A 16,796-nucleotide genomic window follows, 5' to 3' on the forward strand; every position below is an offset into this window, starting at 1 on the left:
GTAGCATCAAGAACGCAGGGTTTAATTATCAATAAACGTCTGCTGCCACTCCATAATAGTCTTTGGTCTTTTCTCTTTATTTTCCGGCACATTAGTAAAGTAGTGGACTCGCAAACTTCCATTTTTTTCTGGTGCGACGTAGGCGGCCCATATTTGGCCTATGCGATTGTACATAATTATCGATGCCCGTTTATTCGCTGCACCTCTGACCCAGGTAGATAACACTTTTGCGCCTCGGTTATCTTTATCATTGATATATAGATAGACATTGGCTGAAGCGACAAATTGATCATAATTTTTACCGACTAAATCGCGAAATGATTTATCAATGGCTGCATCTGTAAAGATGCCAATATTCAGCAAGTTTGGCGCTGGGCGGGGATCTTTTTCTGCTCGAACATATTGGCCGTCAATGAAAACATCTTTTGGCATCGAAATACGGCAACCCCAACTTCCGTTGCTGTGTACTTGCATTGAACCGTCTTTTATCGGGATCAACAATAATCGGCAACTGGCGGTATTTTCAATCAGGTCAACCACGGCTAATCCTTCGACTTTCCGTGCTTCTGCCATAAAATGACCCGAGTTCTCCCCTGACCATGCATGGCTATCAATACTAAATCCCCAGTCTGTAACCCGAGTTATTTTAATAACACCGCCACGGTCATTTCCTTTGGTCACATTCCACCATTGGCCGTTCCAGTTAAAATTCTTGTCAATATCAGACATAGACGCAATGCCTTGAAAATAGGCACGCTGGATGCAACTGTTACTGGTACAACTATTAAGAGCCTTCGCCCATTCTCGCCGTTGCTGATAGACAGTTTCAGTATCATATTTCACTAACATTGCTTGATAAATGCCACTGAATGTCTGGTCTAGCCAATGTAAATCTTCATTACCGCATACAGTGTACTCGACCGGCGTTGTTGCACGTTGACAGTTAATGGCAAAAGATGATGATGAGATAATCATCATCAATAGAAACAAAATACCGCGAAAAATAGCCATATTTATTATTAACCTAATGAGAAGTGTATTTTTATTATTAATAGACGATTCTTAAACGCACTTATTATATCGTTTTTATGATAAAAAATCTTTAGCAGGCAATGCCAATCCCCTATTCGTGTTTGGCATTTAGCACAAATAGGGGGCGTTTATCCATACTATTATTAGGGCAATACTTTATTACGATAATTATTCGTAATACTTAAATTTTTTCGCTAAGTTCATCTCTATCAAGCAACTTATATATTGTTCGATAGATTAAAAACAGCAACAGCCTGCGTCAATTGGCGGGCCTGCTCTTCAAGAGAAGCGGCGGCGGCGGCAGATTCTTGCACCAAGGAGGCATTTTGTTGCGTAACCCCGTCCATTTCTGCGACCGCCTGACCAATTTGGCCTATCCCTCGGCTCTGCTCATCAGAAGCTGAAGCAATTTCCCCCATAATATCAGTCACATTGGTGACCGCCTGAACAATAGTGCTCATCGTTTTTCCAGCCTCTGAGACTTGTTGAGACCCTATATTGACCCGTGATACCGATTCACTAATAAGTCCTTCAATTTCCTTAGCCGCCTGAGCACTACGCTGAGCCAAATTGCGGACTTCGCTGGCGACCACGGCAAAACCACGCCCCTGTTCCCCAGCTCTTGCCGCTTCCACTGCCGCATTTAATGCTAAAATATTGGTCTGAAAAGCAATGCTGTTTATTACACCAATAATATCCGCAATGCGGCGCGAGCTTTCAGTAATACTGCTCATGGTCTCGACCACATTATTGACAATTTTTCCGCCATTTTGCGCCGTGATAGACGCATTTTCCGCCAATTTACTGGCCTGATGAGCATTCTCTGCATTCTGTTTAACAGTCGCATTAAGCTGCTCCATACTTGCCGCTGTTTCTTCCAATGCTGCTGCTTGTTGTTCCGTACGCGAAGAGAGATCTGCATTACCCGCGGCTATTTCACCTGCGCCGGTATAAATAGCATCGGTGCTATTGCGGATGGTTGATACTGTATTTACCAGGCTATTTTGCATCTCACGTAAATAAGGTATTAATTGCCCAACACAGTTACGACCGAACTCTGTCATAGGGTGGCCTAACTGCCCTTCAGCCAAGAGTTTAAAGTGCGATTTAATCGCATTGAGTGGTTGCACCAGATAATTGACAATATAGCGGTCAGTAAAGAGTAAAATGATGCCCCCAGCAATTAATGCAGCCAGTAATGCCCATTCGCACCATTTTACTAATAAATGAACTTGTATATTTGCAGCTTCAGTTTCTTCATTAGCCTTAGAGTTGTATTTATCTATTGCCGCCCCAAACTCGCGGCTAAATGAAGGATAAACGTTGTTAAACAAATGGCTATAATCTTCAAAGCGATTATCTGTAACTGCTTTAAACATCGGGTCAATCCCTTTGTTCAATAATGTTGACCAGCGTTGTATCGTGTCATCAGTCAATTGTTTATCCATCCCATTAGGGGATTGTTGCGTAAACTTCTCTAGGGCATCTTTAGTAATTTTAAGTGCTGCACCTGCCGACTTTAATTCGCGGTCGGCATCTGTAATGGCTCCAGCTTGGCGATAAGCTGCGGCACGACTTAAACGTGTTACTGCACGGAAATATTGATCATTACCCTGGTTAAGAATATGAATATTTTTCTGTTGATGGGAGCTTTGCTGTAGGGAATCCGTCAATTGGTTAAGTGAGAATAATGTAAAGGCAGAGACGCCCCCCCAGAGAAGCAAAAATATAACAAGAATAGATAATAGCGCCATCCTGATGGTGATATTTTTTAGAAAATTCACGTCAATACCTTTGTATTTTATTTTTAGTTTATTCCCTTGAGGTTTCAAGGTGTTTATCGCTGATAATTTCCACATAAGAATATTATTATCAGGATTAATGATCAAAATAGCACAAAACCAATACAAAAGATCACAACCACCGATCAATAACAATCAACTGATTGCTTTTGCCTATTAAAATGTAAATAACAATCGTGATTTGTGATTACAAATGACAGCTAACCATCAGAATTTACTACATAATATGTATTTATTATGAATATAAATACAGCCTGATAATGTCAATTGACCATTAAAGTTTAAAAGCTATTAATTAATATAATTACAGAGATGTCATTAGCCACAGATATAACAACAGAATTAAATATCTTATTAAATAAGATTTGGCGTGATAAATAAAACAATAACAAAAATTCATATCAGACCAACAGGAATGATATGCAGAGAAATTTATCTATTTATTATTTTAGGTTCTTTTAGCTATTTTTGAGCAGAAATCTCGCATTGGTGAAAACGTGATTTTATGCATTTAGCTACGTCAAAGTGCATAACGCCAAACCGCAAGGCACCTCTCGGCAAAAATGATGGCATTGGCGGGCATGGCTTCAGAACCACTCTGTTCGTCAGGGTTGCTGTGGCACACATTGGCCTTCACAGAGATACAAACTGTAATAATAATTACTATCATTAGTTTTCGCGAATGGTAAATTACGGCTCAGCATTCACATTGCAAATCAATGCAAAGAGATGATTAACACTTATTTATATCAATCCGCTAAATATAAACACACTCACTTAGCGCCGACTCATCAGCAGAGAAAATGTCGTTATGTCCCTAGATATTCAGCATAAAATATCCCGTTCACGATTTATTAGCTTTGGTTTTTTCGCCCTGATTTTCTGTTTATCCGGCTGTAAACCTGCTGAAGAAACAACAGGTAAGCCAGCGCCTTCATCTGCCAATGACAGCACTGCGACCTGGTCGCGCACAGTAGAAACAGCTAAAGGCCCGGTGACACTGACCCATCAGCCGATACGAATTGTATCCACCAGCATTACCATTACCGGCACCTTGTTGGCTATCAATGCCCCGGTGATTGCCAGTGGGGCAACAGTACCAGATACCACAGTGGCGGATAACCAAGGTTTCTTTACCCAGTGGTCAGATGTGGCACAGTCGAGAAAACTGGTGCCGATGTATCACACCGAGCCAAATGCAGAAGCGGTCGCGGGTATGGATCCTGATTTAATTATTATTTCTGCCACTGGCGGCGATTCAGCATTGAAGTTGTATGAGCAATTGTCGGTAATTGCCCCCACATTAGTCATTAATTATGATGACAAAAGCTGGCAAGAATTGGCCCTTGTACTGGGGCAGGCGACAGGGCATGAAAAAGATGCGCAACAAGTGATTGATAAATTTGCCAATCGTCTCAATGAGGTAAAGCAGAATATTACTCTGCCACCACAACCGGTTTCAGCCTTTGTTTATCAATCGGCTGGCAGCACCGCTAATTTATGGACCGAGTTTTCAGCTCAAGGGAAATTGTTGCAGGACTTGGGTTTTACTCTGGCCAAGATCCCGGATGCAGTGAAAGGCAACACCAGTATGGGGCATCGTAAAGATATCATCCAACTGGGTGGTGAGAAGCTGGCTGAAGGCCTTAATGGCGAGACAATTTTGCTATTTTCTGGCGATCAACCGGCAATTGATGCATTGAAAAGTAATAAGTTTTTAGCCCACATCCCGGCGATTGAACACCATCGTGTTTATGCTGCGGGTTATGATACGTTTCGGCTGGATTATTATAGCGCGAGCAATTTGTTAGCACGGATTGAGGGGATGTTTAAAGCCAAGCCTCCAGCTCTTTAAGGATTAAAATATCATGAATCCGGCAGCAAATGGCCTGCTGTGGTTGCCCGGGGCAGATTAATCTTGTTTGGGATGGGGTTTTGCCTATGCATTCCCATAATAAGTCGTGCTAACATGCATCAATCAAATAATAATGATAATCAAAGCAATAACAAGACTCATTTGTTAAAGAAGAGTTACAATGCCAGCAGCTGATTTATCAACATCATCCTCACTGAAATCGCAGAAACGCCTCCTCCAGCGAGGAGAAAAAGCCCCGCGGCATCGCGGGATTTTGCTCTTGCTCAGCATTGTTATATTGATATTCGTGATAGCCGCCAGCTTAATGCTGGGGGCTAAAGCTATTCCTTTTTCCGTGGTCTGGCAGAGTTTGCTGGGCCAACACCACCATGCTGACAGCGTGTTGATTTTAGAATCTCGGCTTCCCCGAACCTTAATTGGTGTGCTTGCGGGTGCCGCATTAGGGTTATCTGGCGCAGTTATTCAGGCGCTGACTCGTAATCCATTGGCTGATCCCGGCATTTTAGGTGTCAATGCGGGGGCCAGTTTTGCGGTGGTGATCGGCATTACCGTTTTTGGTGTGCATGCCATTTATGGCTATATGATTGCGGCCTGTATTGGGGCCATGATGGCCACACTCGCCGTGTATTGGGTGGGAACACTGGGGGCCGGGCGGATTAATCCTCTGCGCCTGACACTCTCCGGCGTGGCAATTGGCGCAGTATTAATGGGGATATCTTCAGGTATTTCGCTAACCCACCCGCAGGTCTATGACAGTGTGCGTTTCTGGCAAGCCGGTTCACTGGATATCCGCAATATGTCAGTGGTGATGGCAGTCACGCCAGCAATTGTGCTCGGCAGTGTGATGGCCTTATTGCTGGCCCGCCCCCTCAATGCCATGCATATGGGCGAAGATTTAGCCGCAGCTATTGGCGCGCATATTGCCCAAACGCAATTTTGGGCCGTGGTCACAGTGACGTTACTCTGCGGCGCGGCCACCGCCGCCGTCGGGCCTATCGCCTTCGTCGGCCTGATGGTGCCACATATTGCTCGCTGGATTGTCGGGCCGAATCAATGCTGGGTGCTGCCTTTCACTTTGGTACTAACACCTATTTTGTTATTGGTCTCGGATATTGCTGGCCGCTTTTTAGTCCCCGGAGAATTGCGCGTTTCTGTCGTGACGGCATTTATTGGTGCGCCATTATTAATCTGGCTGGTGCGAAGTAACAAAAGGATGACCGCACTATGAAACCGGTAACGTCGCCGTGGCTATTTGGTCGCCCTGACGGCCCGATAAATCTGCGCATCCAGCCGCGTAGTGTGGTGGTGGGCAGTTTGCTGCTACTGGCCTGCTTATTGGCCGCCCTGCTGGCATTAATGATTGGCACGTTGTCGCTATCGCCACAACAAGTGGTTGCTGCGCTATTGGGTCACACCCACGGAGCGGCCAATATTATCGTCAACCAATGGCGGTTACCTCGGGCGGTAATGGCCTTGATTTTCGGCGGCGCACTGGGGATAAGCGGCGCAATATTTCAATCATTAGTGCGCAACCCCTTGGGCAGCCCCGATATTATTGGTTTTAATGCCGGTGCTTATACCGGCGCATTGGTAGCAATCATATTATTTAACGGCAGCTATTTTGAGATAGCCAGCAGCGCCCTGGGTGGCGGGTTATTATCTGCGGTTGCGGTGTATTTATTGGCTTACCGCCAGGGAATTCAAGGTTTTAGGTTAATTATTGTCGGTATTGCCATTGGCGCGATGCTCACCGCCTTCAACACCTGGCTGACCATCACGGCATCCTTGGAATCCGCCATGACTGCGGCGGCTTGGGGAGCCGGTTCACTCAATGGCCTGACATGGGCCAAAGGGCTGCCATCAGTCATATTTATTTTTATCGCGACCGGGGTGGCAATGCTACTCAGCCGCCGTCTGCCGCTGTTGGAAATGGGTGACGATGCCGCCGGCGCCTTGGGCGTACCGGTCGAAAGAACCCGACTGGGTTTGATGGCGATTGGAGTGATTTTGATGGCCGCAGTCACCGCCGCCGCCGGGCCAATTTCATTTATCGCGCTCGCCGCACCGCAGATTGCTAAACGCCTGGCGGGCACTCCCTCCGTGACCTTAACCGCATCGGCTCTGATGGGTGCGCTGTTATTGATTGGCGCAGACTTATGCGCCCAAAATCTCTTCTCACCGAATCAATTGCCGGTCGGAATAGTGACATTCAGCATCGGCGGTTTATATCTTATTTGGCTTTTAATCCGGGAGTCCGGGCGTTCATGAGCATTGTTAATTCAGCCCGTTTACAGGCCGAGGCCCTGACCTTAGGTTATGACGGCAAGATAATCAGTGAAAACCTAACTGTCGCCATTCCTGATGGTGAATTTACAGTTATTGTCGGCCCCAATGCCTGCGGGAAATCCACCTTGCTGCGCGCCTTAAGCCGCTTGCTAAAACCGCTGGCAGGCCAGGTGATTTTAGATGGTAAGAATATTGCCAGCATTGATACCCGCCAGGTTGCGCGCCAGTTAGGATTATTGCCACAAAGCTCGCAAGCGCCGGACGGCATCAGTGTGTTGGATTTAGTGGCGCGTGGCCGCTATCCCCATCAGAAATTGTTACAGCAGTGGACACAAACCGACCAACTGGCGGTCAGCAATGCTATGCAAGCCACTGGGGTGACGGAGCTGGCAGACCGGCCGGTGGATGCATTATCTGGCGGGCAGCGCCAGCGGGTGTGGATAGCAATGGTATTGGCGCAGCAAACACCATTGCTGCTGCTAGATGAGCCAACCACTTATTTGGATATCGCCCATCAAATTGATTTACTTGAGTTATTTAGCGAACTTAATCAGCAGCAGCACCATACGCTGGTGGCTGTTTTGCACGACCTTAATCACGCCTGCCGCTATGCCACACATATTATTGCCATGCGCGATGGGCAGATAGTGGCGCAAGGCAACCCCAGAGAGATCATCACCGCAGCGCTGGTGGAGCAGGTGTTTGGCATGCCGTGTTTGATTATTGAGGATCCGGTGTCACATACGCCGTTGGTGATACCAAAGGGGCGATTTTAGCTTTCATGTTAGTGTAAGTTGATAGCGATTTACTGGGGTTTCATGGGTTATCGCGCCCTGATTTTTCCTCAGTGGAACCGAATAAACTGGCGCCTAATAAACAGTGCAATCCATCAATCAAACCACCACGCCAACACAATGCATCGTGACCGCCTGAATAAATACGATAATGCAACCGGTGCCCGGCTTGGCGTAGCGCCTCACTCATGACTTCATTAACCTGATAAATCACATTTTCACGGCGGCCAGCCTCCATAAAAATATCCAATGGATGGTCAGCCCCCAGCCCTTGATGGACTTGTTCCGTTAACCAACCTTGGCGAGCGGCGGCCCCCGCCGTCAGTGTTTTCAAATTATCGACATCTGGCCACCAGAAGGAACCGGATTGGCTCAGTACACAGCCAAAACGCTGCGGCCAATGTAGCCCAGCATACAAGGAGGCCAACCCGCCAAAGCTTTGCCCGGCTACCAGAGTGCGCGCGGCTTGTTCAGTGAAAGGTTGCAGCAAGGCAATCTGTGGCAATAATTCTGTTTGCAGCGCCTGCCAGAAATCCTGATTGCAGGGCAATTCTTTCGAACGATGCGGCTGGTCAATAATGTCGATCAGCACATACACAGTTGCGGGTAAATGACCGGCCGCAGTTTCATTATCTAACACCCCAAATACCGGCTGCTGCTGCGCCCAATACTGGCCATCCAACAAAATCGCCAATGGCCTTTGCGCGCTATTTTCCATCTCAAAACCAGCCTGACTGACCGTGTGATAAACCCACACTTTGCGGCTGTTACCCAACAGTGGGCTGTTCCAGTTAATCAGTTGGAGCCGTTTGGCGTCGGTTGGCAGTTGTTGCCCGGCATCAATGCCTTGCCAGGCTTTTTGCGCCAACGCATCCGCTAACTGCACCGCAGAAAGCGGCATACCCCGATAACTGCGATGGGCACTCGTGAGGTTTAAGGGGTCGTTTTCTGACTGCGCCAATAATGAAAGCCACCAAGTTCGCTGCGCCTGACGCCGCTCTTGGGGGGTGCCCTGTGGTAAATTTAAACATGGCTCGGCGGCGACGGGGATAAAGCAATAACTGCCACGAAAATCAGCTTCTACTTCCGTCTGCCAATACCAAACATCCGTTTGCCCCCAGCGCTGGAGAGCTTCCGGATTAACACTGTGGTGGTCTGTCACGCCATTGACGTCAATATAAACCCGGCTATCAACAGAATTGCTCACCTTTCCCTGCCGGTCGCGCCACAGGAAAGTCAGCTTTACTTTGCCAGTTTCGAGTGGCTCCACCAGCGGTGTTCCCCATTGCGCTATCTGCTGCCACCATGAGTCACTGCCCGCCAAAGACGAAGCCAGCAGTTGCTGACTATCCGGGTATTTATTTGTCTGGCCCACACTCAATCCTCTTGATTTTATTACCTAAGTCTAGCGCCCTATCTTCGCACAAATACACATCTGATCACGGCGAGTTTATCAAAGAATAAGTTGCCAATGGCGGCGTGTTTCTATGGCAGCAGCCGTGTTGTCACCGCGACAGTCGGCGATTGCGGGGTAAGGATAACTGACATTTCCCCTGCACCGGTTTTGGCTGGTGCGAGTTTTAGCGCAAACTTATTTAAAGATAAGTAAATTTTCACCTCAGCCCAGGGGATTTTGGCTCTTAGCTCAAAAATAAGTCGAATAAATTCAGCCAACTAACCTTTTAGCAACCTTTCATATCATTCAATGCAACCCGATAAAACCATTCTAAAAACAGGGAGATAGCCTTATACTTGCTGTCAGTATTATTCCATCCCGCCACTGATTCAGGGTAAACATGCCAGCATTGCAGGGAATATCACAGCTGATACACCGGATGCGCGCCAATAAAAAGCGCCTGTGCGGGATGCTGTTGGTTGCCTGCTGGTTTATTCTGAATGCGCAATTGGCGGTGGCCGGCCATCAGTGCGATATTACCCCCACAGCTTCACCGGTCTTTACCCAGCATCAAGGGCATTTACAGCACGCCATGCCCTCGATGATGGATATGTCACATGGTCAGGCGCAAAATTCACTGTGTGAAAAACACTGTATCCCAGATGCCGTCCAGTCTGACAGTGGGATGCTGGTGTTGGCCGCCTTGCCGACCCAGACCGAATTAGTGTTGGCGGAACGGGCGCAAACACCACGAACTTCCCGCCTTGGCTGGTTTACCCCACCCATTGTCGGCCCTCCTACTGAAATCGTTTTCTGTCGATTTAGAGAATAGATCCGGACATTTTTAACCACATTATTCATGCAATTTTTGCGTGTCGTGATTATTTTATGTTTTGGAGCTATTCCTATGAATACCTTATCTCGCGCTATTTCCGCCACTGCGGGCATTCTGCTCTGCACTGCGGTGTTTTTCTCCTCTTCCCTGTTTGCTGCCAGCGCGCCAACAACCGGCGACATGCCGATGGCCCATAACCACCGGGCAATGATGGCCGATGCTGCCGCCACTGACACCAACAGCTATCACTCTACTGGGCAGATAAAAGCCTGGAATGCAGCCAGCGTCTCTATTGCCCATCGTGCTATTTCAGCCCTCAATTGGCCGCCGATGACCATGACATTCGACCTGCCGGATAACCTGATTGCCGCCCCACTGCCGGTGGGCGCACCAGTTGCATTCAGCTTTCGCCAGACCGAACAAGGTTATCAGCTCACCGCGATTTCAGCGCAGCAGCCATAAGGCGGAGTCATAATGAATCCTTTATTGAAGCACTCTCTGCCGGTGTGGCCGACGGCTGCGCTGCGTTTAAGATTGGCTCGCCTGTTATGGGCGACAGCGCTCAGTTTGCCCGCCACCAGCCATGCAGCAGATATCACACTGGCGCAAGCGCTGGCTTCGGCGCAGCAATACTCGGCTGAATTATCAGCCAATCAACATCAGGTTAATGCGCTAGAAAACATGGCCGACTCTGCCACCCAACTTCCTGATCCTAAACTGAAATTTGGTATTGAAAACCTGCCAGTTGGCGGCAGTAATGCTCGCCGCTTTACCCGCGAGGGCATGACAATGCAGCGAATTGGTTTTATGCAGGATTATGTCAGTAGCGATAAGCGGCAAAGAAAAGCCGATACCCTGAATGCAGAAGCCCGTAAAACAGCGGCGGGTAGCGAAACTATCCGCACCCGGCTTCAAAAAGAAACCGCGCAAGCTTGGCTGGATCTGGCACTGACTGAGCAGGCGGTAAGAGATGCCAAGGTTTTGGTGCAAGAGAGCGAAAAACAAGTTGGGCTGCAACGAGCCGGTGTCGCCAGTGGTGGCGCATTACCCAGCTCAGTGCTGGATGCGCGCCTGACACTCTCTGCCATGCAAGATAGGTTAACTACCGCGCAACGCGATGTGGCTTTGGCACAAACCCAACTGACACAACTGACCGGCATTGACGTCCAGCATATCACTGGCCCATTGCCGCCTTTCTCCCGCCTGCCCGCAGAGATAACCGCCTTGCGCGATGGCATCAACCAGCACCCGGAAATTTTGCTCGCCAGCCGTGAAGCCGAAGTGGCGAAAGCCCGCTCAGCACAGTCGGCGATTGCGGCCACGCCGGATATCGGCATTGAGGTCTATTACGGCAAACGCGCAGAAGAATATGAGGATATGGCCGGAGTCATGGTCACCGTCGACCTGCCGCTGTTTCGCTCACAACGTCAAGATAAAGACTATGCCGCCGATGTCTCGCGCTCAATGGAGGCCAATGACCAACTGACCTTACTGACCCGTGACCACCGGGCGCAGCTCGATACCCTATTGGCGCAATATCAGGCCACACAGCAGTTATGGCAGCGGCAAACCAATGAAGTTTTACCCCTGCAAAAACAGCGAGTTAATTTAATTATGGCGCAATATCAGGCCAATAAGAGCGATTTAAGTAATGTATTGGAAGCCCGTCGCGCCCTGCTCGACAGCCAACTGAATACCAGCAATGCCGCTCGGGAACTAGCCCGCACTTGGGCTGCCATCCGTTATCTGACTCCGCAGGAGGTAGTGCAATGAAAAAATCATTAAGTCTGACTTTGCTGGCCGTCGCGGTGGTCAGTGGCCTTGCTGGCTATCTCTTGGGCAAACCGGCGTCACCGGTCACCTCCACCACCAGCCCTGATGCCACGGCAGAACACAGCCGCAAAGTGCTTTATTGGTACGACCCTATGTCCCCCGGTCAGCGTTTTGATCAGCCGGGAAAATCACCTTTTATGGATATGGAACTGGTACCGCGTTATGCCGGTGAAACGGTGGAAGATGGCGGCGTGACCATCAGCGCCCGCCAGCAACAAAATCTGGGGGTGCGCACCGCCCCCGCAGAAATGCGCGCGCTCGATTATCGCCTGACGGGTTATGGCACAGTGGCAACCGATGAACGCAGTGTGCAGGTCATTGCCGCGCGGGCTAATGGCATTATTGAGCAATTATATGTGCGGGCAAATCAGCAGCTGGTCACCAAAAATCAGCCTTTGGCCCAGTTATGGGTGCCAGACTGGAGTGCTGCTCAGCAGGAATATTTGGCAATCCGTCAATTAGGTGATAACCAGCTCACCGCCGCCGCCCGCCAACGGCTACAGCTGCAATTTATGCCGGAAGCCGTGATCCGCAGTGTAGAAAAAAGGGGTCAGCCGCAAACCAGAGTGACACTGTTCTCCCCCGCCAATGGCTATGTGAATAAACTGGATATTCGCGCCGGAGCACAAGTCACCGCCACCCAATCCCTGTTCGAGCTCGCCAGTCTCGACTCGGTGTGGATCCTGGTGGATTATCCGCAATCTCAAGCCAATGTCGTCAAGATAGGCAGCACCATAGCCGCCACCACCGCCAGTTGGCCCGGCGAAACTTTCCAAGGCAAAGTCAGTGAGTTATTGCCCAATATGGATCTTGCGACCCGCACCTTAAAAGCACGGATCCAGCTAGAAAACCCACAACAAAAACTGAAACCGGGTATGTACCTGAATGTGCAATCTGCCCCCACTGATAATTTGGCACCGGTGCTGGCCATTCCACAGGAAGCTTTACTGATGAGCGGCAACCGCAACCGCGTGTTGCTGGCAGAAGGCAATGGCCACTTTAAGCCAGTCGAAGTCAGTGCCGGGCAGACTCAGGACGGCTGGGTAGAAATTAAATCCGGGCTCAGTCACGGCCAACTTGTCGTGACATCCGGGCAATTCCTGATTGATTCGGAAGCCAGTTTGCAAAGTGCCTTACCACAAATGGATGACATGCCGGCATTGGCGGCCGATGTTGATACAAATGCAGATAATAAGGCAAAAAAACCTGCTGATATTTACTCGGTACAAGGGGAAGTCAACGCCATTAGTGGCACAACTATTACCTTGTCTCATGGCCCCATCGCCGCCTTGAAATGGGGGGCAATGACCATGGATTTCCTGCTGCCACCGGGTGATTTATCTCCGGAAATCACCGTCGGCAGTCAGGTTAATTTTACCTTCACCTTGAATGAAGCAGGGGCGCAGATCCGCCAGATCCAACCAGTGAAAACCAATCACAACACGGATATTCATGGGAGCCACTTATGATTGCTGCCATTATCCGCTGGTCACTACGTAACCGGCTATTGGTGCTGCTGGGGGCGGTGATGATGGCCGCTTGGGGAATCTGGTCTTTGCAGCAAACACCGCTGGATGCCCTGCCGGATCTGTCGGATACCCAAGTCATTATTCGGGTCAGTTATCCCGGCAAAGCGCCACAAGTGGTGGAAGATCAAGTCACTTACCCGCTGACCACCACCATGCTGTCAGTGCCGGGTGCCAAAACAGTGCGCGGCTTTTCGATGTTCGGCGACGCCTACGTTTATGTGCTTTTTGATGATGGAACCGACCCCTACTGGGCGCGATCCAGAGTACTGGAATACCTCAGCCAGGTGCAATCCACTCTGCCCGCCGAGGCCAAGGCCTCACTGGGGCCGGATGCCACCGGCGTCGGCTGGATTTATGAATATGCCTTAATTGATAAAACCGGCAAGCAGAGTCTGGCGGATCTGCGCGCATTACAGGATTGGACACTAAAATTTGAGCTGAAAACCGTACCGAATGTCTCGGAAGTTGCCAGTGTTGGCGGCATGGTGCGCCAGTATCAAGTGGTTCTCGACCCTGAAAGAATGCGGGCTCTGAATCTCTCTCATCAGCAAATTGCCAGCGCCATTACCGACAGCAATCAAGAAGGTGGCGGTTCCGTGTTGGAAATGGGCGCGGCTGAATATATGGTGCGGGCCAGCGGCTACCTGAAAACACCGGAAGATTTTAGGAATATCGTGATCACCGCCCGCGATGGCATTCCTATTTTGCTGTCAGATGTTGCCACCGTGCGTATGGGGCCAGAGATGCGGCGCGGGGTTGCCGAACTGAATGGTGAAGGGGAAGTCGCTGGCGGCATCATTGTGATGCGCTATGGCAAAAATGCCCTGGAAACTATCAATGCCGTGAAAGAAAAGCTGCAACAGATTCAGCAAAATTTACCCGCAGGGGTAGAAATCGTGCCGGTTTATGACCGCTCGCAGCTGATTACTCAGGCCATCGACAGCTTGTCATTTAAATTGCTGGAAGAATTTTTAGTCGTCGCAATCATCTGTTCGCTATTTTTATTCCATTTCCGCTCGGCACTGGTGGCCATTATCACCCTGCCACTGGGGATCCTTGGTGCCTTTATTGTCATGCATTATCAGGGGGTTAATGCCAACATTATGTCATTGGGCGGTATCGCCATCGCTATTGGCGCTATGGTGGATGCCGCCATTGTCATGATTGAAAACATGCACAAAGTATTGGAACAATGGCGACGAGATAACCCTGGGCAGGTTCCAGCCAGCAAGGATTATTGGCACATTTCAGAGCAGGCGGCAATTGAAGTCGGCCCGGCACTCTTTTGCAGCTTACTGATTATCACCTTATCATTTATTCCGGTATTTACCTTACAGGCGCAAGAGGGGCGAATGTTTTCCCCACTGGCCTTCACCAAAACCTATGCTATGGCGGTTTCCGCAGGGCTAGCCATCACCTTAGTCCCTGTATTAATGGGCTATTTTATTCGCGGAAAGATTCCTGACGAAAATGCCAACCCCATTAACCGCTGGCTAATCGCCCTGTATCACCCGGTGTTAACCGCGGTATTGGCACGGCCGAAAACCACGTTGGTGATTGCGGGCATGTTGTTACTCGCAACTCTGTACCCACTCAGCCGCTTAGGCAGCGAATTTATGCCCGCCCTGGATGAAGGCGATTTACTGTATATGCCCTCAACCTTACCAGGGATTTCCGTGCGGGAAGCCAGCTATTTGCTGCAACAAACTGATCGCCTGATAAAAACAGTGCCGGAAGTCGACACCGTATTTGGTAAAGCCGGTCGAGCAGAAACTGCCACGGATCCCGCCCCACTCACCATGATCGAAACCACGATTAGGTTTAAACCCAAAGATCAATGGCGGCCGGGAATGACCATGACAAAATTGATTGAGGAGCTGGACGCGACCGTCAATGTCCCTGGCATTGCCAATCTGTGGGTGCCGCCGATCCGCAACCGGCTGGACATGCTATCGACCGGCATCAAAAGCCCGGTTGGCATTAAGGTCAATGGCAAAGATGTGCATCAGATTGAGCAAGTGGCACAGCAAATTGAGCAGGTGGTGCGCAAAGTACCGGGCGTAACTTCGGCTCTGTCTGAGCGGCTGGCTGATGGCCGCTATGTGGATATTGATATCGACCGCAAACGCGCCGCCCGCTATGGCGTCTCAGTCAAAGAGTTGCAATCGCTGGTGGCCACGGTGATTGGTGGGCAAAACATTGGCGAAACCATTGAAGGGCGCGAACGCTATCCCATAAATCTGCGTTATCCCCGGGAGATTCGTGATTCACTACAGAAATTGCGTGATTTGCCGGTAGTCACCGCCAGTGGCGGGCAAGTGGCATTATCAGAATTGGCGGATATCAAGGTGGCAGAAGGCCCGCCGATGCTAAAAAGTGAAAACGCGCGGCTGTCGGATTGGGTTTATGTCGATTTACGTGGGCGGGATCTGAAATCAGCGGTCACCGAGATGCAACAAGCCGTCGCCCAGCAAATAAAACTGCCGGAGGGCATTTCACTCAGTTGGTCGGGGCAATTTGAATATCTGGAGCGGGCAACCGCCAAACTGAAAATTGTGCTGCCGGTGACACTGGCGATCATTTTCGTGTTGCTGTATGTGACATTCAGCAGTGTCCGTGATGCTGCTTTAATCATGACAACCCTGCCTTTTGCGCTGATTGGCGGGGTCTGGTTACTCTATGGATTGGGATATAACTTTTCCGTTGCCGCCGCCGTCGGCTTTATCGCACTGGCGGGGGTTGCGGCAGAGTTCGGCGTCATCATGGTGCTGTATCTAAATCAGGCGGTCAAAAAACATCAGCAACCGGGTATCACTATGAGCGCCAGTGAGATGAGAACCGCAATTCATGAAGGAGCAGTACTGCGGGTGCGGCCAAAAGCCATGACTGTCGCCACGATTATGGCCGGTTTGCTGCCTATTATGTGGGGTGGCGGCGCGGGTTCAGAAGTAATGCAGCGCATTGCCGCCCCAATGATCGGCGGGATGGTCAGTGCGCCACTACTTTCTATGCTGGTTATTCCGGCGGTGTATATGTTGCTACATAAAAAAGGCCATCAACAGTAGCTTAATCTCAACAAATATCATCACGGCCCTGAGTTTTATCTGGTAGAACTCAGGGCTATTCTTTTGAGAAAAGAGAATACGAACAAAGTTTGTGTCAAATTTGATACTCAATGGCCAATATCATTACCCATAGATAGCCCTCTTTCACCCCTCTCATAATCTCTCTACCTGCTCAATATCAAGACCGGTTAAATTAATCAGCCAGGTATTCATTATCAAAAAAAAACAAACTTATCGTAAAGTTAACGGGAAAGTCACCTCAGACCGTCATTTTCACCTACACAATCCAATAACAAATATTATATTTAACAAACTAAGATGTAAAAACATATAAAAGAAATCAGAATA

Annotated in this window: 12 protein-coding genes; 9 read left to right on the forward strand and 3 right to left on the reverse strand. The window is 49.3% G+C overall.

Annotated elements, in window-relative coordinates; all coding sequences use genetic code 11:
* Window positions 1–21 precede the first annotated feature (21 nt).
* Together YROHD0001_RS10005 and YROHD0001_RS10000 are read right to left on the reverse strand one after the other, a co-directional pair.
* Window positions 22–1,011 carry a lysozyme inhibitor LprI family protein gene (locus tag YROHD0001_RS10005; protein WP_004714453.1) on the reverse strand — a complete coding sequence of 330 codons (990 nt, stop codon included), beginning with the start codon at window positions 1,009–1,011 and terminating at the stop codon, window positions 22–24.
* Between the two features lie 239 nt (window positions 1,012–1,250).
* Complete coding sequence (locus YROHD0001_RS10000) at window positions 1,251–2,816, reverse strand: methyl-accepting chemotaxis protein (protein WP_032816820.1); 1,566 nt, start codon at window positions 2,814–2,816, stop codon at window positions 1,251–1,253.
* A gap of 829 nt (window positions 2,817–3,645) precedes the next feature.
* Here YROHD0001_RS10000 and fepB point away from each other — a divergent pair.
* The 4 genes from fepB (at window position 3,646) to YROHD0001_RS09980 (ending at window position 7,772) form a co-directional block, all read left to right on the forward strand.
* On the forward strand, window positions 3,646–4,689 hold the full coding sequence (gene fepB, locus YROHD0001_RS09995; RefSeq protein WP_004714456.1) for a Fe2+-enterobactin ABC transporter substrate-binding protein: 1,044 nt from the start codon (window positions 3,646–3,648) through the stop codon (window positions 4,687–4,689).
* A gap of 181 nt (window positions 4,690–4,870) precedes the next feature.
* Complete coding sequence (gene fepD / locus YROHD0001_RS09990; protein ID WP_004714457.1) at window positions 4,871–5,938, forward strand: Fe(3+)-siderophore ABC transporter permease; 1,068 nt, start codon at window positions 4,871–4,873, stop codon at window positions 5,936–5,938.
* On the forward strand, window positions 5,935–6,978 hold the full coding sequence (gene fepG, locus YROHD0001_RS09985) for an iron-enterobactin ABC transporter permease (RefSeq protein WP_032816748.1): 1,044 nt from the start codon (window positions 5,935–5,937) through the stop codon (window positions 6,976–6,978). The genes fepD and fepG overlap by 4 nt, the downstream gene beginning before the upstream one ends.
* On the forward strand, window positions 6,975–7,772 hold the full coding sequence (locus YROHD0001_RS09980) for an ABC transporter ATP-binding protein (RefSeq protein WP_032816750.1): 798 nt from the start codon (window positions 6,975–6,977) through the stop codon (window positions 7,770–7,772). Before fepG ends, YROHD0001_RS09980 begins: the two co-directional genes overlap by 4 nt.
* A gap of 40 nt (window positions 7,773–7,812) precedes the next feature.
* Here YROHD0001_RS09980 and fes read toward each other — a convergent pair whose 3' ends face one another.
* Window positions 7,813–9,165, reverse strand: a complete 1,353-nt coding sequence (gene fes, locus YROHD0001_RS09975; protein WP_004714460.1) for an enterochelin esterase — start codon at window positions 9,163–9,165, stop codon at window positions 7,813–7,815.
* Between the two features lie 451 nt (window positions 9,166–9,616).
* On the opposite strand from fes, the gene YROHD0001_RS09970 reads away from it, so the two are divergent.
* The 5 genes from YROHD0001_RS09970 to YROHD0001_RS09950 all read left to right on the forward strand — a co-directional run bounded on the left by YROHD0001_RS09970 (window position 9,617) and on the right by YROHD0001_RS09950 (window position 16,448).
* Window positions 9,617–10,018, forward strand: coding sequence for a hypothetical protein (locus YROHD0001_RS09970; RefSeq protein ID WP_049616104.1), 402 nt, complete (start codon window positions 9,617–9,619; stop codon window positions 10,016–10,018).
* Between the two features lie 75 nt (window positions 10,019–10,093).
* The gene (locus YROHD0001_RS09965; RefSeq protein ID WP_004714463.1) at window positions 10,094–10,483 is read left to right on the forward strand and encodes a copper-binding protein; all 390 of its coding nucleotides are present in this window, start codon (window positions 10,094–10,096) and stop codon (window positions 10,481–10,483) included.
* 12 nt (window positions 10,484–10,495) lie between these two features.
* Window positions 10,496–11,794 carry a TolC family protein gene (locus YROHD0001_RS09960; protein ID WP_004714464.1) on the forward strand — a complete coding sequence of 433 codons (1,299 nt, stop codon included), beginning with the start codon at window positions 10,496–10,498 and terminating at the stop codon, window positions 11,792–11,794.
* The gene (locus YROHD0001_RS09955; protein ID WP_032816751.1) at window positions 11,791–13,323 is read left to right on the forward strand and encodes an efflux RND transporter periplasmic adaptor subunit; all 1,533 of its coding nucleotides are present in this window, start codon (window positions 11,791–11,793) and stop codon (window positions 13,321–13,323) included. Before YROHD0001_RS09960 ends, YROHD0001_RS09955 begins: the two co-directional genes overlap by 4 nt.
* On the forward strand, window positions 13,320–16,448 hold the full coding sequence (locus YROHD0001_RS09950) for an efflux RND transporter permease subunit (RefSeq protein ID WP_032816752.1): 3,129 nt from the start codon (window positions 13,320–13,322) through the stop codon (window positions 16,446–16,448). The genes YROHD0001_RS09955 and YROHD0001_RS09950 overlap by 4 nt, the downstream gene beginning before the upstream one ends.
* Window positions 16,449–16,796: the final 348 nt, after the last annotated feature.

Source organism: Yersinia rohdei ATCC 43380, assembly GCF_000173775.1.
GTDB lineage: Bacteria > Pseudomonadota > Gammaproteobacteria > Enterobacterales > Enterobacteriaceae > Yersinia > Yersinia rohdei.